The organism is Sulfobacillus thermosulfidooxidans (assembly GCF_001280565.1).
GTDB lineage: Bacteria > Bacillota > Sulfobacillia > Sulfobacillales > Sulfobacillaceae > Sulfobacillus > Sulfobacillus thermosulfidooxidans_A.
Map to the genome: position 1 here is coordinate 2,461,370 of NZ_LGRO01000001.1, position 17,292 is coordinate 2,478,661.

At 48.6% G+C, this 17,292-nt stretch carries 18 protein-coding genes; 17 read left to right on the forward strand and 1 reads right to left on the reverse strand.

All coding sequences use genetic code 11. The features are described from left to right. The first annotated feature begins 36 nt into the window (after window positions 1-36). On the forward strand, window positions 37-1,635 hold the full coding sequence (locus tag AOA63_RS12060) for an APC family permease (RefSeq protein WP_053960687.1): 1,599 nt from the start codon (window positions 37-39) through the stop codon (window positions 1,633-1,635). Window positions 1,636-2,075: 440 nt separating this feature from the next. Here the strand turns inward: AOA63_RS12060 and AOA63_RS12065 are convergent, their stop codons facing one another. Continuing rightward, window positions 2,076-2,759 carry a class II glutamine amidotransferase gene (locus AOA63_RS12065; RefSeq protein ID WP_053959929.1) on the reverse strand — a complete coding sequence of 228 codons (684 nt, stop codon included), beginning with the start codon at window positions 2,757-2,759 and terminating at the stop codon, window positions 2,076-2,078. A 217-nt stretch (window positions 2,760-2,976) separates the two neighbouring features. Between AOA63_RS12065 and AOA63_RS12070 the strand changes: the two genes are divergently transcribed. The 16 genes from AOA63_RS12070 (at window position 2,977) to AOA63_RS12145 (ending at window position 17,146) form a co-directional block, all read left to right on the forward strand. Then, window positions 2,977-3,744, forward strand: coding sequence for an IclR family transcriptional regulator (locus AOA63_RS12070; RefSeq protein WP_053959930.1), 768 nt, complete (start codon window positions 2,977-2,979; stop codon window positions 3,742-3,744). Beyond that, window positions 3,734-4,180 carry a cupin domain-containing protein gene (locus AOA63_RS12075; protein ID WP_053959931.1) on the forward strand — a complete coding sequence of 149 codons (447 nt, stop codon included), beginning with the start codon at window positions 3,734-3,736 and terminating at the stop codon, window positions 4,178-4,180. The genes AOA63_RS12070 and AOA63_RS12075 overlap by 11 nt, the downstream gene beginning before the upstream one ends. A gap of 51 nt (window positions 4,181-4,231) precedes the next feature. Beyond that, window positions 4,232-5,005, forward strand: a complete 774-nt coding sequence (locus AOA63_RS12080; protein ID WP_206742828.1) for an SDR family NAD(P)-dependent oxidoreductase — start codon at window positions 4,232-4,234, stop codon at window positions 5,003-5,005. Between the two features lie 106 nt (window positions 5,006-5,111). Next, complete coding sequence (locus AOA63_RS12085; RefSeq protein ID WP_053959933.1) at window positions 5,112-5,786, forward strand: response regulator transcription factor; 675 nt, start codon at window positions 5,112-5,114, stop codon at window positions 5,784-5,786. A gap of 6 nt (window positions 5,787-5,792) precedes the next feature. Next, the gene (locus tag AOA63_RS12090; protein WP_053959934.1) at window positions 5,793-7,175 is read left to right on the forward strand and encodes a sensor histidine kinase; all 1,383 of its coding nucleotides are present in this window, start codon (window positions 5,793-5,795) and stop codon (window positions 7,173-7,175) included. Window positions 7,176-7,343: 168 nt separating this feature from the next. Then, window positions 7,344-7,652 carry a hypothetical protein gene (locus AOA63_RS12095; protein ID WP_053959935.1) on the forward strand — a complete coding sequence of 103 codons (309 nt, stop codon included), beginning with the start codon at window positions 7,344-7,346 and terminating at the stop codon, window positions 7,650-7,652. A 485-nt stretch (window positions 7,653-8,137) separates the two neighbouring features. After that, window positions 8,138-8,824, forward strand: a complete 687-nt coding sequence (locus AOA63_RS12100; protein ID WP_053959936.1) for a hypothetical protein — start codon at window positions 8,138-8,140, stop codon at window positions 8,822-8,824. Window positions 8,825-8,863: 39 nt separating this feature from the next. Then, window positions 8,864-9,307, forward strand: coding sequence for a hypothetical protein (locus tag AOA63_RS12105; RefSeq protein WP_053959937.1), 444 nt, complete (start codon window positions 8,864-8,866; stop codon window positions 9,305-9,307). Continuing rightward, the gene (locus tag AOA63_RS12110) at window positions 9,261-9,788 is read left to right on the forward strand and encodes a hypothetical protein (RefSeq protein WP_139061594.1); all 528 of its coding nucleotides are present in this window, start codon (window positions 9,261-9,263) and stop codon (window positions 9,786-9,788) included. The genes AOA63_RS12105 and AOA63_RS12110 overlap by 47 nt, the downstream gene beginning before the upstream one ends. Window positions 9,789-9,859: 71 nt before the next feature. Next, a complete protein-coding gene (locus AOA63_RS12115) occupies window positions 9,860-10,765 on the forward strand; it encodes an FAD:protein FMN transferase (protein WP_053960688.1) in 906 nt (301 codons plus the stop codon). 252 nt (window positions 10,766-11,017) lie between these two features. Further along, window positions 11,018-11,380, forward strand: coding sequence for a hypothetical protein (locus AOA63_RS12120; protein ID WP_053959939.1), 363 nt, complete (start codon window positions 11,018-11,020; stop codon window positions 11,378-11,380). Window positions 11,381-11,720: 340 nt separating this feature from the next. Then, window positions 11,721-12,380: an MBL fold metallo-hydrolase gene (locus tag AOA63_RS12125; RefSeq protein ID WP_053959940.1), complete on the forward strand. Its 660-nt coding sequence runs from the start codon at window positions 11,721-11,723 to the stop codon at window positions 12,378-12,380. 620 nt (window positions 12,381-13,000) lie between these two features. Beyond that, window positions 13,001-13,768: a deoxyribose-phosphate aldolase gene (gene deoC / locus AOA63_RS12130; protein ID WP_082343942.1), complete on the forward strand. Its 768-nt coding sequence runs from the start codon at window positions 13,001-13,003 to the stop codon at window positions 13,766-13,768. Window positions 13,769-13,802: 34 nt separating this feature from the next. Next, window positions 13,803-15,077: a thymidine phosphorylase gene (locus AOA63_RS12135; RefSeq protein ID WP_242848326.1), complete on the forward strand. Its 1,275-nt coding sequence runs from the start codon at window positions 13,803-13,805 to the stop codon at window positions 15,075-15,077. Window positions 15,078-15,125: 48 nt separating this feature from the next. Further along, a complete protein-coding gene (locus AOA63_RS12140; RefSeq protein WP_053959941.1) occupies window positions 15,126-16,295 on the forward strand; it encodes a phosphopentomutase in 1,170 nt (389 codons plus the stop codon). Window positions 16,296-16,420: 125 nt separating this feature from the next. Next, window positions 16,421-17,146, forward strand: coding sequence for a GntR family transcriptional regulator (locus AOA63_RS12145; protein ID WP_053960691.1), 726 nt, complete (start codon window positions 16,421-16,423; stop codon window positions 17,144-17,146). Window positions 17,147-17,292 lie beyond the last annotated feature (146 nt).

Here is a 17,292-nt window from a genome sequence, read left to right on the forward strand (position 1 = left end):
CTTGAATATCGATATAAGAAGGGAGCGTTATGCACCGTGAAGTCTGATTTGGATTATGCCAATCAATCCGCTGACCCTAAACAAAGCAGCTATAAAAAAGAATTAGGTTTTTGGACCGTCGTGTTTTTAGCCACGGGCGGCATATTGGGACCTGCCGTTGGGTTCACGCCCGTGTCTGTGCTAGCTTTGGCCGGACCATCTGGCATTTTGTCGTGGATTATTGCTTTTCTCTTAATCATGGCGGTTGCCATGGCTTATGTGGAACTGGGAACCATGTGGCCCAAGGCAGGAGGTGTGGCCTACTATCCTGCCAAAAGTAGTGGGTCCATTGTCGGCGTGATGAATGCTTGGGGGTCTTTTGTGGGTTATGCTTTAGCGGTTCCGTCGATTGTTGTGGCCTTCGTGGAATACTTGAGTTATTGGTTCCCGGGTTTATATAAAGGTGGGACCTTAACCACTACTGGCATCGTTTCCGCCATCGCCGTGACTGTTGTCATCTTTTGGATTAATACTTTGCGTATTCGATATATGGGTCAGTTAAATAACATTTTTACGGTATTAACTATTATTGGCCTTGTTGTGGTCAGTTTGGTGCTGTTGGCGCATATGCATCCCAGTAACTTTCACCATTTTCACGGGTTTGTTCCTTTTGGAACCTCGGGTCTGTTTCTCGCTATCTCTGCAACGATTTATGGATATGGTGGCTTTCGGCAGCCGATCGATTATGCCGAAGAAGTTAAGGACCCAGGGACAACCATTCCAAAAGCGGTCTTTTTGACCATGATTATTACGCTGGTCATCTATTTTCTCGAAAGTCTTTCCTATCTTGGCGCCATCAACTGGAACGGGATTGGCGTCCAAGCGGGAAATTGGTCTGGATTATCAAGTTTGGCCTATCCCTTTGTTTCTATTGGTCATGGTATCGGGCTTCCAATTATCGGGCTCATTGCCATGATTACCATGCTTATTGCCTCGTTTAAAGATGGTTATATCTATTTTGGTGGCGCAAGCCGGGTGGGATATTCGCTGAGTTACTATGATGGGTACTTGCCCAAAATCTTTACGCATATGACCAAAAATGGGATTCCGTTGCCGTCCGTTCTATTAGTGTTGGTGGTGTCGTCGTTATATATTATTTTGTTACCATCTTTCTCGTCTCTTTTTCCATTAGTGGCGAGTGCCTTATTGTTGTCTTATGCTCCGGGTCCTTTGAGTTTGGCGATTTTTCGCGCAAAATATCCTCGTGAACCAAGACCTTACGTATTGCCAGCGTACAAGATCCTCGCTCCTTTTGCCTTTATGATCAGTACGTTAATGATTTATTGGTCAGGATGGGCCTCCGTACACATTTTGATTCCTTCAGTGTTTATTGGTTTATTGCTCCTGCTCTTTTATCGTAAACATAGCCGCATTACTCAAGGTGACTGGCGCATGGGTCTATGGTTCCCCATCTTTCAGATTGTGTTGATGGGTCTATCTTACATGGGGAGCAAGAATTTTGGTGGTCACAATCTCATTTCCTCACCTTGGGACACGGTAGTGGTAGGACTTGTCGCGTTAGTATTTTACTATTGGGGATTATCGTCGGGATTAAGATGGCAAGAACATGACACATTTGTTGAGTCTCCGCACTAAGGACAATAATTCCTGTTAACGTATCTCTTCTAAAAGGCAAGGCCTATGGTTCAAAGGCACTAACCTTTCATTGGCGGATGTTGCAGATTGATTTCGCAACCGTCTTGTTACAGGAACTGGCATAGCCAACCTATACAGATCACAATAGAAGAACTTGGGTGGCTATGCCCAGTTATTGAAAATAACTCCCACTGCAAAGCCTCCTAAGGCAGGCTTGCAGTGGGAGTCTTACGCTTCTCGCTCTTTTTTAGCCATTCCAAGGTCGTTCAGCAAGGGTTCCGGAAAAAGATCGATTCGTCAGACTTTCATCCTTGTATGCGGTGTGGCAATCCTGTTTATCAACACGTGCTATTACAACATATAAAACTATATCATGAAGGGACCCAGTATCCAGGTGGCCCCTTCAGTGATTATATTCAGATGGTCATAGATTAACGGACTTATGAGATTTCCATGGCCTTTGCATAAGGAATTGGTTCGATGGATGTTGCCTGGGGAAAAATCACCTCGAATACATAATCATCGAGACTATGTAAGCTGGTTGTCACCAGTTGCATGGAGGCGATGCGGAAAAGGTAACACGGATTTTCTTCATTGCCCGCATAGACGGCCAATCTTCCCTGTGATGTTAATGCCATGAAATTCGCCCGTCCTTCTAAATGCTGGTGGGTGTCAATAAGAGCCTCGGTGATGGTGCGGCCTTGTTGCATTTGCTGGAGCCAATAATAATAGCCAACTTCACTGTCGGATGTTCCTTCTAACTGTCCGGCAAATTCTTGCCGGTAGGCCTTATGACGACTTAAGAAGCCGTTGTGGGCAAATGCATAGGTTCTCAGAGGATCGCAATAGGGCTGGGCATTAAGGGGACTTTGTGTCGTCATCAGGCTCGGCCGTCTTAAGTGAATAAACGTACGGCGCGTCTTAACCGCCCTAAGTGCATCGTCCGCATAGGGATCGTTCCGTAAGCCATATAAAGACCTATACCGGTGAAGCCCCATCTCATCAACCCAGGCCATACCCCAGCCATAACCTGCAACGCCTAGTTCTTCGAGGTTCCTGGCCCATGCCAAGAGTTCTGATATATTGATAAAATCAGGGGATGAAACGGCTAACATTTCGCACATGGCGATCCTCCTACACGTTCAATTTTGACAAAATGAATTCGTTTAGTTCCCTCTGGTTTCCTGCCTGTTCGGGCATTTCCAAGAATTTTTGGCAATCTATCCAGGTCAAGAAGGAATTTTTGCTGAGATGACGAAGTTATCTTAAGAAATGGAATATAGATTTCATTTTACCGAATTGGTCTTGAAATGTCAGGGGGGAATGAAGAAGGGGGAGGTCATGGCACCACAACAAGAAGAATCCCGCATGCCATCACTGCGGGCCTTAGAACGAGGTCTTCAATTATTAGACTACCTCATCCGGGTTAAAGAAGCCCGCTTGCATAAAATTGCGGAAGAGACTTTTTTGCCTTCGTCAACCACGCACCGTTTATTACAAGCTTTAGAACGCCATGGCTACGTGACAGAGACCCAGCATGGACTCTATAAGCTAGGGATGAAAGGATTTTTGTTAACCGGAGTTCGGGAAAGCATTCGCCATGTCTTAGAAGATTTGCAGAAGAAAACGGGAGAAACGGTCAACTTGGCCATGCTCGTGCAAGATGAAATGGAGTATGTGGAGCGTGCGGTCTCTGATCATGCTTTGTCTTTTGTGGTGTCCGTCGGACAGCGCATTCCGCTTAATTGTAGTGCGCTCGGCAAAGCAGTCCTGGCGTATCAACCAGGTCTCCTTGAACATCTGAGCCTTGAGAAAAGAACCTCTCATTCCATTACCGACCTGATTGAATTGAAGGCCGAATTAGAAGTCGCCAGGCACCGCGGCTTTACCCTGGATAACGAGGAATATTTTGATGGGGTGTTTTGTGTGGCAGTGCCGGTGTTTGATCACAGTGGGGACGCCATTGGGGGCGTGTCCATTTCAGGTCCCACGGTGCGCTTTTCCCGCGAACAAGCCTTTCAATTTGCGCCGTTGTTAAAAGCATCGGGAGAACGGATTAGCCAATTACTGCAAACCCACGAGGAAGGAGAAGCCAAACATGGCCAATGACACATCGTCTCAAGATAATAAATATTTTGCCCAACCACAAAATCGGGTAGTAGAGGTCTTGGAAGATTTTCTACCCCAATACATCAATATTGATCAACTCCCCATTTCCATCGTAGCGGAAGGAGTGGGGCTTAAAGGAGTATTTGGCCAAAATCTTCTGTTGTCTTTTGTCTATATGAAGCCCCATTCGGTGGCCGCTATCCATAGCCATCCGGAAGAGCAAATCGGTCTTGTTTTAGAGGGGGAATACGAATTTGAGCTTAACGGCGTGAGGAAATTGATTGGAAAAGGGGATGTGTATATTGTGCCCCCGAATGTGCCTCATGGAGCCATCACTCACGACAAAGCGTGCCTGGCTCTGGACATTTTTGCCCCGCCGCGCTCGGGTTACCGGGAAATGCTCGAAAACACGCATAAAGTCATGACCTTTGATTAAGCCCCAAAGACTGACGAAGGATCGTCGTTAGACCAGGAAATTAATTACCAAGTGCGAACATTATCTTTAAGGGAGCGAGATGACGTGGATTTAGGACTGCATGATCAAGTGGCCATTGTCACCGGAGGATCGCGCGGTGTTGGTCAAGCCATTGTGAAAGAACTACTGGATGAAGGGGTGAAGGTTGCAACGGGAAGTCGCCATCCTGAGGATTTTGATCCGGACCTCGTAGATGCCAAGAATGTGATGAGCCGTTATCTGGATGTGACAGATCCCGCTAGCATTGATGCCTTTGTTACCGAAGTGACTGAGCGGTTTGGAAAGGTCGATATGCTCGTCAATAATGCGGGAAAAGCCTATCCCGGCTCTTTTGCTACCTTAAGCGATGACGATTGGCAGCGCGATATCAATGTTAAACTGATGGCGCAGGTGCGGATGGCACGCCGGGTTCTGCCGGTGATGCCAGATGGTGGACGCATTATTAATATGTCAGCCGTCTTTGGCAAGCAGCCGGATCCTCGCTTTTTTGCGTCCAGCGTCAATCGTGCTTCGTGCTTGTCATTCACGAAAACCTTAGCGAAAGAACTCGCGCCTCGTCTTATCCGAGTCAATGCGGTCAATATTGGCTTTGCCTATTCCGGTCAATGGGAGGGGAAAACCCCAGAATTTTTTGCGGAATTATGTGAGGCATTTGATGTTCCCTTAAGACGGTTTGGCGAGCCGGAAGAAGTGGCGGCTGTTGTCGTCTTTCTTCTCTCCCAACGGGCATCTTACGTCACAGGGACCATTGTCGATGTGGACGGGGGACTGGCAAAGTATTTGTAGCGCCTATGATGAAAGGGACTCAGGGAACCTGAGATGTCATGACGGCTTGACCCGTTCCGGTATGATGGATTTAGAAGCCCAAGTGCCGCGTCATAGGGGGACAATAGTGAAACTCTTGGTGGTCGAAGATGAAAATTCGCTTGCGCGTTTAATGCAATTAGAACTCAGTCACGCGGGATTTTCGGTCGACGTCGTGCATAATGGTCATGATGCCTTGCGCTATTTTGTGGAACATCAGTATGACTGTATTTTGTTGGATGTGATGCTGCCCGATTTGAGTGGTTTTGAGATTTGCCGGCGTATCCGGCTTCAGGCATCCATTCCCATCATTATGGTGACCGCTCGCGGACAGACTCCGGATATTGTGGCAGGACTCGAACTGGGTGGGGACGATTATATCGTTAAGCCGGTGAATTTCGAAGAATTGACCGCCCGAATTCGCGCGGTGACACGCCGAAACCACATGCTGCAGCATGATGCCGAGAAACTTGTGATGAAGAACCTCGTCTTGGTCATTGATGAATTCCGGGCAGAGGTGGCGGGAAAGCCCTTGACTCTCAGTGCGCTGGAATTTCGTCTGCTAGAGCATTTTGTTCGCAATCACAAATTGGTGCAGACCCGAGAGGTCTTACTGGAACATGTTTGGGGTATCGATTTTCGGGGCGAGAGCAACATGGTTGATGTAAGTGTGGGCCGATTGCGCCGTAAATTACGCCGTGCAGGCAGTGATGTTGACATTGAGACCATTCGAGGTGTGGGCTATGTTTTGCGAAACGGGTAAGAAAAAATGGGATTAGCTGGTCGCCTCACCGTCTCTCTTATTGCCGCGTTACTGGTTGTGTTTGGTCTTCTAGGGGGCAGTCTTGTGTTGAATCTCAGCCATCATTTGGTGATGCAGGCGCAGGAGGAAGCACAAACTGTAGCCCGTCAATCGGCCCAGTTAGCGTCAAACGGCGGGGTCAAGGGACAACATCTATCCCTTAATGATCCGGGAATGATTGCTGCGGCTGAAGGTCGGTCCACGCTTTATCTTCAAGTGTCCCAAGGTAACAACATTGTGCAACGTTCCAGCGATCTGGGTAGAGCCATTTTGCCCATTCAACCCTTGTCGCCCCGGTTGCTGTATTGGGCTCATATACCGCTTTGGGGATCGTCAGCTCCTCTAATGACCCTTCCCCGTGGTCGCGTTGTCCTTGCTTGGGCCCCGATTTGGCAACAAGGACACAAAATTGGTGAAATTGAGGCGGCGGTATCACTTCGGGGGACATTAAATGCCATTCAAACCGTGGGACAAGGCTTATTAGTCGTTGGTATCACGGCCTTAGTCTTGGCTTCTTTGGTGAGTGCTTTGTTGGTCTACCGATCCTATTCTCGGGTTCGCTGGCTTAAAAACGCGGTGGCTCAAATTCGATCCGGCAACGATTTGGCCCAGCGCTTGAATATTGAGGGACCACGTGATGAAGTGTATGACCTGGCCCAGGCCTTTAATCACATGGTCAATCAATTAGACGAGAGTTTTCAACGCCAGAGGCTTGTCGTGGCCCACGCCTCTCATCAACTGCGGACACCTATTGCCACAGCCATTGGTTATGCCAATATGTTAAGAAATTGGGGGCAATCCGAACCGGACTTGGTCGCAGAAGGGCTCGAAGTCATTCATGAACAACTCGAACGGCTTCACCGGACTATTGAAGCGATTCTCAAATTGGCTGAAACCGACGAGGCAAAGGACCTAAAAACTGAGGCTATTGTCCTGAAATCCTACCTGGCAACATGGGTTCTGTCACAAACGATCCCGGTAGAATTGGATGGACAACCTAACGTCACGGTGCGTTTTCACCCGGACATGTTCGCCGAACTATTGAATATCTTTGGGGAAAATGCCCGGCGATATGGCGGGGGCCGTCCGCAATTGCGAATTCATTGGGTATTAGACGACACAACCTCTCGTGTTATATTGACGCTAACAGATAACGGACCGGGATTTCCTGCCGATTTGTTGCCGCATCTTTTTCATCCCTTTGTGAAACATACGGAAAGTCCGGGATCGGGTTTGGGTTTGGCGCTGGCCCGAACTATAGTAGAGCGTCATGGAGGACGCATTTTTGCCGCCAACAGTCCGCAAGGCGGGGCTCAAATTACTATTGTCTTACCCCAACTGGCGTCATAAGGGCGTATTGAGAGTTAACGCACCCCATCAGGATTTCAACATCCTTTCGCTGCACTGTGCTTGCTTTGTCATGAGATTGTCATGTTCCCTTCACTTTCGTGTTAACCAGGAAGGATACCCTGTGGATGTGGGAGCCACAAGGTTTTCCCACAATAAGGAGGGCAATGCATGGCTATATGGTATGTCAAGCCGATGATAGGGCTTATCGCAACAGCAGGACTGCTTGGGGCTGCAACAACTATAGCGAGTGCTCATTCTTTGCCGTCTCAAGTGGTGCCAGCTCAGACTAAGGCGCTGGTGACGGCGGATACGAATGAGACAGATGGCATCGATCAGGGCGTGAATGATCAGAAGGGTGCCGATGTACAGTCTGGTCCCAATGTGAACTCAGGCCCTAATGCACAGTCGGGTGTGCAAAGTGTAGGGGGCGGACCGGACAATCAAGCCGCAACGTCTTTACAAGAAAAGGGTCAATAACCTCTAGGAGGCGAGGTGTAAGAGTGAATACATAAATGACACTCTTGCAGCTCGCCGTATTGTTTAATCTAACCTGTAATAAACCTCGAGCCGTCATCTGGCTTATAAAAATGTTCCCGCAACTATGATTATGACCATGCTGATATTTTGAGGAGTTTGACGTGGTCGTGCCCTGCGTTATGATAACCATGAAGCCAAAATAATTTTTGGACTGCCTTCGCCCATATGAACGGATTTTGTTTCTTCACACGCCCGTACTTTTTTGATCCGGCATGCTATACAATCCCTAGTGTCTATATAATAAAGTGATTAATATTGGCTTTGTTTAGGTGTCTTCCCTATACTAAAAGAAAATATGATGCATTTTTGGTAATGAACCATTAGTGACAATAATGATGTCATTCTCTCTTCTATTCCCTCAGAACATGTGTTATGGATGAACAAGACATCGAGCAGCACAACAAAGGCGGCAGCGAGGAGAATACATGAAATCGGTAACAAAATTGTGGGGTCCCATCGTTTGGTTGGAACTGCTAGCGGGTATTTTGGGATTTTTGGCCTATCGCTGGATTATGGTTCATCCGGCCTTACGTCCCTTATGGACGTGGTTGCTGGCACGGGCCACAGGAATTGGGGCATATGCCCTTTTAACGGTTGTGGTCATCATGGGTATAGGGATGAGTCATCCGATATGGAAACGGCATCTCAACCGTCGGTTTTTTATGTGGCACAGGGGACTGGCCTTAAGTGTTCTAGCTTTAATTGCCTTACATGGCACGACATTGGCATTAGACCACTATGCTCATGTGGGGTGGATGGGGCTTTTGGTGCCGGGTTTTTCCCATTATCGTCCTTATGGTGTGGCCTTTGGCGTGATTGCGGCGGAAGGGCTTGTCTTAGTTGCCTTGTCAGCCTATCTCGCTCAAAATTTTGGACGCCTCAAATGGATGACGGTTCACCGGGGAGCCTTATTGATGTGGGTATTAGTACTTATTCATGGGTTGTGGAGCGGTTCTGATACGCGGGCACTAGCCTTATTTTATGAAATATCCGCTGCACTTGTGGGGATGGCTGTGATATTGCGTTATGGTATGGACCGGATGACTCATGCCAAGACTGTGGTCGAGTACCCGGGGAACCGGCAAATCCATGAGAAAAAGAAGGACATTTAAAGAAGAAATTTAACGTGTGAAGATTAAGGAGAGAACATTATGAATATCTGGGGCAAAAGAGGATTAACCAGTCTTGGTACAGTTGCTTCTCTGCTCGGAATTCACTGGGCAGCGAGTGCGGCGCCGCCCCCTCTTTCTCCAGCGGTGCCGTCCCAGCAGGTGTATGCCAATGCCGATGTCACAACCCGGCAAGAAGACACGGCACTACAGTCAGCGGTCCGCCAGGCCTCTCAACGTGATGCGGAGATAACCGCTAGTACTGCATCTTTGCAAGCCGAATTAAATCAGGCCCAGAAGACCTTAGCCCAATTGCAAGCCCTTCAAAGCGCGGATCAAACCCGGTTAAGTGCTGTGAAAGCGGCAATACGAGCAGCACAGACCGTGTCTCAGCCTCCTGTCGTGCATACGGTAACAGGGGCATCCGGGAAGCCCAGTGATGATAATGGCGGGAGCGATGACAGCAATGGCGGAACCGACGACTAAATTATCTGGCCCCTATTTAGGTAACAAAACACCGTGGAGTACGGTCCTGGCTATGTCTGTCATCACAATGACCAGCATCGCCGTGCCTCTTATTTGGGTGGCACAGAAAGTTTCTGCCCAAATTGCTTTACAAGATCGCCATGTGCAAAATATCCGTGCAGCGTGGGAAGCCGATGCACACCAGGCCGAGAAATTGCGCAAGCAATTGACGGAGTTATTAGCGAAAGGTCGGGCTGAAAAGGCTCAACATGATGCGGCCGTGAAGGCATTAACTCAAACCAATAATCAAGTTATAGCCACCGAAAAAGCAATTAATCACACCGTAGAACAAATGGATCGTCTGACAGGTTCTCCGGTTACTAATTTGTTACCACTTTCCCCAGCATTATCGTCTAATCAGCTAACTCCCATAAGCTTGCCAGCGATGCCCACGACTCCGCCGACCATCCATACTGTAACCGGAGCCTCTGGCAAACCGTAAATTCTCGAAAAATATCACGTTCTTCATTCAGAGAGAAGGCGTCTGTGTTGATTGAAAGATGCTGGCGACAAATGGCCTCTCCGGTCCAGTGGCTTATCGATGGGGACACCTTCGAGGGCATGGAGCAACTGGAAAATGACTTGCGCATATTATTCCGGACTGTGGAACGCCGACTGTCACGGTTTCAGGAGAACAGTGAAGCCGTTTGGCTAAACCGAAACTTGGGACAATGGGTCAGCGTTTCGGACGTGCTGTATGCGGCCCTAGCGGTGAGTCATCGTGCCTGGCGCCTCACCGGAGGGTTATTTGATCCCCGGGTCATTATAGATCTTGAACGATTAGGATATGTGGGGGCTCAGATCCCCTTTGGGTCCCATGCGGAAGCCCAGTGGCTTGAACGCAGACCTCGATTACGTCAAGTCCGGTTACATTCACCCGTAGATTTTGGAGGCATTGGAAAAAGTTTAGTGGTATTTTGGGGCGCCCGACTCATTACCCGCTATTTTATGGCCATAAATCGACCCCTTCCTCCCATGCTTCTGAATGCGGGCGGCGACATGCAAATGCTAGGATCTTCTGTTCCGGAGCCGGGGGGATGGCAGGTAGGGGTTGAGCATCCGGTCGCGTCCGATCAGATGGGAATGGTCTTAACCTTTCCTGTTGCCATGGCGGTGTGTACCTCGTCCATCCGCATTCACCAGTGGTTCCACCAGGGAAGAAATGTTCACCATCTCATTAATCCCTTGACGCATGAACCCGGTGGGGAGGGCCTTCTCAGCGTCACTGTTGCTCACCAAAGGCCTACCTGGGCTGAAGTGTGGAGCAAGGCTTTGTTTCTACAGGGTACTACAGGAATTGCGGATTTTGCACATAGGCACCGTCTGAATGCCTGGTGGTTTACCGATGACGGCAAAGTTGGCGCCACTCAAGATGCATGGCATTATATAACATGGCTTCATCCAACGTTTGTTATTTAAATTCGCAAGACGTGATAACACCACACTGCATCATTGATATTGTTGTCAAGAATGAAAAATCAAGTCCCAACGACAAAACTGGCGTTGTTCGTTTTGCCGGGGGCGACCCAATATGCACGTTCATGGATAAAGTGTAACACATTGCGTGGCTCTGGCAGTTTGAATGCGTACCAGGCTGTCATACTTACGTATACTCTATTCGGACGTCAGTGTCAGGCATCTAGAGCCACAGATAAGGGAAGGAAGAACACTATGGGTTCTAACAAACTCTATAATTACTTTAACGGGGAGGGCTATCTGGAGAGTGAATATCTCCGCATTAAAAAGTATCGGAGAACTCTTAAAAACTTTTTACAACAAGCTAAAGAGATAATTAGGGTTTTTGAGACCCAATGGCCCGAAGGAGAAGGATATTGGCTCCCGCTAGTTCAACAATTACGTTTTGATGACATTCAAGTGCCAGAATCGATTAATACATTTTGGTTCCAAGACCAGCGGGAACAACTTAACGCGTTCATTTGTGAAATCGTTCAGGAATCTGAACACTTTACCCATATGGTTCATCATCCCGATGATGGTCCAATTCCACCGCATAAATGGCAACCCGAGCCATAAAGGGGTCTGCTGAGGGGCCCTCGGCGTCAAGGCCAATGATTACGGTCGAGGATTCATTTGTTTGATCACACACTGACCATGTACATGTTTCCCATGTACACCATATGGCATCAGATTGATATGGCATCGGATGTTATGATTTCTGTCATGAAAAGAAGAAGTTTAATTTCACTTTTGTAAGATGAGCGCAAGATACTTCTTCTAGTCTTCTCGTACTTTACTTACTTTCCGCAAAGAATGGAATATTTTAGTTAATTTCCATGAAGCGAGTTCTGAAGCATGGTATTATTGGCACAAAACAAACGGGACCGCATCTGATAAAAAGGGAGAATAAACGGCCATGTTTCGACCTGTATTGCCAAAAATTTGGCGATGGGAAACACCGGACCCGGAAGATCACTGGCTGATGGTTGGCCATTTAATACAGCAAGATGACCGCGTAATCGTGATCGATCCACCCATGACACCCACATTGCCGAGTGATTTGTGGACTTTAGGTGGCATTGAGGCCATTATTCTGACGACACATGATCATACCAGGGGAGCTCGGTATTTGGCAGAATATTTTCAGTGTCCAGTTTATGTGCCCGAACAGGCGAGAGCGGAAACACTACATCAAAGTGGCCTACACCATGTGCAGTTTTATGGAGAAGGCGATGGATTGCCAGGAAATATTTCTGCCCTCAGGTGCCGAATACCCTATCCCATATGGCAAAATGAAGAGGCTCCCTATTTGGATGAAATGTCTTTGATCTTGCCGTGCCACGTGGTTGTCAGCGGTGATATAGCCATGGGCTCTCCAAACGGGCATCTATGGGTCTGCCCTGAAGGATTTAATGATCCAGCTGATATCCAGAAAGTTCAGGCCGTTTTTGATGTGTTTCAGCGCATTTTGCCTGCTAACGTGACAACATTGCTAGCGGGGCACGGCACAGATTTGGTGGGAACCTTGCTTCAAGAAATGTTGAACCGAAAAAGTATAGGCTTTTCATCCAGCTAATTGCGCAACACTGTCATTTAGGCAAATATCCAAGCTTTTTCACTTTTAGATGCACCAAATTTGTACTTGAAAGACCACGGCGTTCCACCTTCGCCTTAATTTGGTGAAATGCGTTGATTCGTACTGGAAATGGTCATTATATATCATTAACTGAAAAATGCATGAACAAATTCGATTCTCAGTGAGTTGTGTCATTAATGAGTTGGCATTATGATAAGTAAGACATCAGATGTCAGAGGATACCATCAACTGTCTGTACATTCAATTTGGCAGGGAATGTCCACCGCTCCGCATAAAGCCAGTTCACTACCGATAACTGGGAGGAAACAAGATAGCTGAGACAAATCCGGTACTCAGAGAAAAACGGTGGACGCCCGAAGAAACCGGCATCCTTTTATGGATGAGCGAAATCTTATCTGGTCTCACATGTAAAACCCCGTTCTTTGGTTGCGGATTTTTGCCGCTATCGTAGCTGCAGGATGTTATGGTCTATAAAGACTGGGAAGCTTTCACTGTGAAATAACGGTACAGGAAAAACGGTGTGACGATGTAATGAAAGCTTTTGATGTCTTAAGGTGTTGTAAAGAATTACGAAGAAGCCAGATGTAAAGGGGATTTTTATGACACTCATTGACAATGCCGTTCAACAAATTCGGCCCGTATTGTATGAGGAAGAATGGGAGAGAATCCAAGCCATTCAGTCCCTTTATCCTCATATGACAGATAAGAAAAGCGCGAACAATGATTTGGCTTCTTTCATTGATCACACTTTATTAAACCCGGATGCCACGCCTGAACAGATTCGACAGCTATGTGAGGACGCGTTAAAATGGCAGACTTATGCGGTCTGTATTAACTCCTGGCTCGTGCCAACCGCCCATGAGGTCTTAGCGGGTACGGCAGTGAAGCTGGCAACGGTTGTGGGTTTTCCTTTAGGGGCTTGCGCGTCGACGGCTAAAGCTTATGAAAGTACGTGGGCGATGGAGCAAGGAGCAGATGAAATTGATATGGTCATCAACCGAGGGGCGTTAAAAGCCCGCGCCTTTCGCTATGTGCTCGACGACATCTTATTGGTGCGACAAGCAGCTCCTGCTCCCATCATTTTAAAGGTCATTGTGGAATCGCAGGCTTTAAGCGATGTGGAAAAGGTCATGGCTGCCTTGCTCAGCGTGGCTGCGGGAGCGGATTTTGTGAAAACCTCAACGGGATTTGACAAAAAAGGCGCTACGGTCGCAGATGTGCAGTTGCTTCGCTCGGTTGTGGGCGCAGGCACTGGAGTCAAAGCCGCTGGGGGTATCCATAGCCGCGAAGAGGCATGGGCGATGGTCGCTGCCGGTGCTAACCGCATTGGCGCGAGCCGCACCCGTGACATTTTACAGGAAGAATAACCGCAAAGCGAGGGATATGATGATTCCTTTGATAATGAAAACGCGCGATGGGCATGCGCTTACTCCCTTGGAGATTCAAGATCTGGTAAACGGCATTGTGGATCAGTCTTGGCCTGACTATCAGCTTGCAGCCTGGCTGATGGCAGTCTATTGCCGCGGATTAACCGAAGACGAGATATTTGCTTTAACCGGTGCGATGGCATTTACCGGTGCCCCTCTTTTAGAACCCTTAGGAATTGTCGATAAGCATTCCACGGGGGGCGTGGGCGATAAGACGACGCTCGTGTTAGCCCCGGTGATGGCGGCTTTAGGATTTCCCATGGCGAAGATGTCGGGACGAGGACTTGGGCATACGGGTGGCACCCTCGATAAGCTCGAAAGCATTCCGGGATTTCGCACAGAACTTACCATCCAAGAACTGCGGCAACAAATAGACAATATTGGCGTCGCCGTTGTTGCTCAATCCGCCCAACTCGCCCCCGCCGATAAGCGCCTTTATGCCTTGCGTGACGTCACGGGTACCGTTGATTCCATTCCCTTGATTGCCTCTTCGGTGATGTCTAAAAAATTAGCGGCGGGGACGAAGCATTTGGTGTTGGATGTGAAAGTGGGCAATGGGGCATTTATGGCCCATGTGGAAGAGGCGATGCAATTAGCTCAACTGATGGTCAAAATCGGACAACACCATCATCGCCGGGTCAGTGCAATATTAACGACGATGAATCAGCCGCTAGGATTTGCTGTGGGCAATGCCATTGAAGTCAATGAAGCAGCCTTATGTCTTCAAGGTCAAGGACCTGAGGATCTCCATGAAGAAGTTGTGACGCTCGCGACCGAACTCGTGCATTTGGTTACAAAAGAGTCCCTCACGGAAGCGCGGAAACAGGTTCTAGCGGTTCTTGATCAGGGGAAAGCATGGGATATGTTTGGGCGCTGGATTGACGCGCAAGGAGGAGAATTTCATGCCGTGGCCAAAGGCTTGCCATTAGCACCAGTGGTCTTAGTGTGGGAAGCACAAGATGAGGGAACCGTACGCGCTATGGATACCCGGAAAATTGGGGACGTGGCGTTAAATCTGGGAGCAGGGCGCCACCGCTTAGAAGATCATGTGGATCCGGCGGTGGGGTTGATGTGCTATGCCAAGATCGGGCGCCGTTTTGAACCGGGTGAGGTGGTGGCCGAGGTATTTGCCCGCTCAAAAGAGAGTGCCGAAGAGGCCCTTCGCAATCTGAAATCCGCGATTTCTTGGGGAGAGCCCACCGAAACCGATGCCCATTTAGTGCTTGGGACTGTTCGTCCGGATTTCTAAATGGTTGCGGTATAGGACAGCAGATTTCGGAATAAGGGGAGAAAGCTTGTGCGCATCACATTGATTATTATCGATTCCGGGGGCATTGGTGCGGCACCGGATGCCGCCCGCTTTGGCGATGAGGGAGCCAATACTATTGGCCATGTAGCGCGTTACACGCCGAATTTTTCTGTGCCGCATCTAGCTGCTATGGGATTACACCGCTTGGTCCCCTTGCCAAACGATCAAGCTGTGCCATTACAAGGGATCTCTTTTCCGGTCATTCCCCTAGCCAATGGCAAAGATACGCTAGCCGGTCATTGGGAAATGATGGGGATCCGCATTCAAGAACCCTTTCAGACATTTCCCCAGGGATTTCCTGAACCCATCCTGACCCTGTTAAAACAGGTCATCAAACGACCCATCTTAGGCAATGAAGTCGCTTCGGGCACGGAAATTATTGATCGGCTTGGCCGCACACATTTACAAACCGGCTATCCTATTGTCTATACCTCAGCCGATAGTGTATTGCAAATTGCGGCACATGAAGAAATTATTGCGCCAGAATTGTTATATCAATGGTGTAAAACCTTGCGGGATGTGCTGGATGAAAAGCAGTACCGCATTGGACGCATTATTGCACGACCCTTTACCGGAAAGCCCGGACAGTTTGCCCGGACGCCTAGGCGCCATGATTTTGCGGTGAAACCGCCTGGACCAACGGTAATCGATCACTTGGCGGCTCATGGTATTCAGACGACGGCCATCGGCAAAATTGGAGATATTTTTTCGGGACAGGGATTTTCTCGCCACCTCGTCACTCGATCAAACTACGATGGACTAGAAAAGACGTTAGCAGCACTAGACAAAAATATAGATGCCAATGAATTTATCTTCACCAATTTGGTCGAATTTGACTCCCATTTTGGGCACCGTCGTGATGTGTTAGGATATGCTCAGGCGTTACAAGAACTCGATGCCTTTCTTCCTGAGTTATGGAAGAGATTGGGTCCGGACGACCAGCTCTGGATTAGTGCGGATCACGGATGTGATCCCACATTTACTGGTACCGATCATACCCGGGAAATGGTACCGTGGTTGGTTTATGGTCCCCGTTTACGTCCGGCTGTGGGTTCGTCCCGCTCGGGGCTTGGGGATATCGGAGCCACACTCATGGCCCTGTGGCAAATCCCCCCAGCATTTCCAGGGAATGTCGCAAAGCCATTACTTCAGCGTTAAGGAAAAGGAGAGCGAAGCGTGTGTCCTGTGCCGACAACCATGCACCTGATCACGGAGTTAAGGCCCAAAACACCCGGCGCGGAAAGAGCATGACGGTCAGCAGCGGAAGCGGAAAGGAAAGAAATATGACGAGTTTACCTGCGCGCCTGCCTTTGCCCATGCAAGTGGCCTCAGCGATTCGCTCCCGGATTATCCGCCGAGAGTGGGAACCGGGCGATCAAATTCCCCCTGAAGACGAATTGGCTAAACTTTTTGCGGTGAGCCGTGCCACGATTCGCGAAGCCGTCTCCCTGCTTAGTGTGCAGGGGTATTTAATTAAAAGACGGGGGATTGGAACGTTTGTCGCCGAATCTCAAACGATTTCAGGCGGCCTTGAATCATTAATTAGTATTACCGAATGGATTGAGCGGCATGGCTACCAAGCTGGCACAAGTTATATCGATATGATATCGCGAACTCCGACTCCCAAAGAACGAGAATTATTTAAGGCTTGGGAGATGGAAGAGGTCATGGAAATTCACCGGGTGCGGACCGCCAATGGCGTTCCAGTATTATATTGCATTGATGTTTTACCCAAAGAGTTCGCCCCGGAGAGCCCGCAGCTTCTTGATGAGTCGCTTTTTCAATATTTGGAACGGCAATGGGGACAAGTGGTCATCTTTGCCCAGACAGAAATTGATGTGGCTCCGGCGACCCGGACCATGGCTCATTATTTGCAAGTGGCGGAAAATACCCCGTTATTGCGTTTGCGTCAAGCGCATTCCAATCAGAAATCTCTGCCCATATTGTGGTCGCAGGATCATTTTGTGACCGATCGATTTCGTTTTGAGGTGATGCGCCACCGGGAATAACGTTTGCGGTGATCTGATTATGGGATCCATCGTTAAATGATGAACGCCAGATGGAATCTGGCGTTGTTACATGCCCGCGTGCTGCACCTATGAACCTGAGCCATAAAGAGGCATGAAGGAGTTGTAGGCTAGTTTGCTGCCCTGTG

What these genes read in the sequence shown, in the direction of transcription:
- AOA63_RS12075 (WP_053959931.1), top strand. Translation starts at nt 3,734, where the DNA reads ATGGCCAATGACACATCGTCTCAAGATAATAAATATTTTGCCCAACCA.
- AOA63_RS12070 (WP_053959930.1), top strand. Translation starts at nt 2,977, where the DNA reads ATGGCACCACAACAAGAAGAATCCCGCATGCCATCACTGCGGGCCTTA.
- deoC (WP_082343942.1), top strand. Translation starts at nt 13,001, where the DNA reads ATGACACTCATTGACAATGCCGTTCAACAAATTCGGCCCGTATTGTAT.
- AOA63_RS12120 (WP_053959939.1), top strand. Translation starts at nt 11,018, where the DNA reads ATGGGTTCTAACAAACTCTATAATTACTTTAACGGGGAGGGCTATCTG.
- AOA63_RS12135 (WP_242848326.1), top strand. Translation starts at nt 13,803, where the DNA reads ATGAAAACGCGCGATGGGCATGCGCTTACTCCCTTGGAGATTCAAGAT.
- AOA63_RS12125 (WP_053959940.1), top strand. Translation starts at nt 11,721, where the DNA reads ATGTTTCGACCTGTATTGCCAAAAATTTGGCGATGGGAAACACCGGAC.
- AOA63_RS12115 (WP_053960688.1), top strand. Translation starts at nt 9,860, where the DNA reads ATGGCCTCTCCGGTCCAGTGGCTTATCGATGGGGACACCTTCGAGGGC.
- AOA63_RS12100 (WP_053959936.1), top strand. Translation starts at nt 8,138, where the DNA reads ATGAAATCGGTAACAAAATTGTGGGGTCCCATCGTTTGGTTGGAACTG.
- AOA63_RS12095 (WP_053959935.1), top strand. Translation starts at nt 7,344, where the DNA reads ATGGCTATATGGTATGTCAAGCCGATGATAGGGCTTATCGCAACAGCA.
- AOA63_RS12065 (WP_053959929.1), bottom strand. Translation starts at nt 2,759, where the DNA reads ATGTGCGAAATGTTAGCCGTTTCATCCCCTGATTTTATCAATATATCA.
- AOA63_RS12105 (WP_053959937.1), top strand. Translation starts at nt 8,864, where the DNA reads ATGAATATCTGGGGCAAAAGAGGATTAACCAGTCTTGGTACAGTTGCT.
- AOA63_RS12145 (WP_053960691.1), top strand. Translation starts at nt 16,421, where the DNA reads ATGACGAGTTTACCTGCGCGCCTGCCTTTGCCCATGCAAGTGGCCTCA.
- AOA63_RS12090 (WP_053959934.1), top strand. Translation starts at nt 5,793, where the DNA reads ATGGGATTAGCTGGTCGCCTCACCGTCTCTCTTATTGCCGCGTTACTG.
- AOA63_RS12110 (WP_139061594.1), top strand. Translation starts at nt 9,261, where the DNA reads ATGATAATGGCGGGAGCGATGACAGCAATGGCGGAACCGACGACTAAA.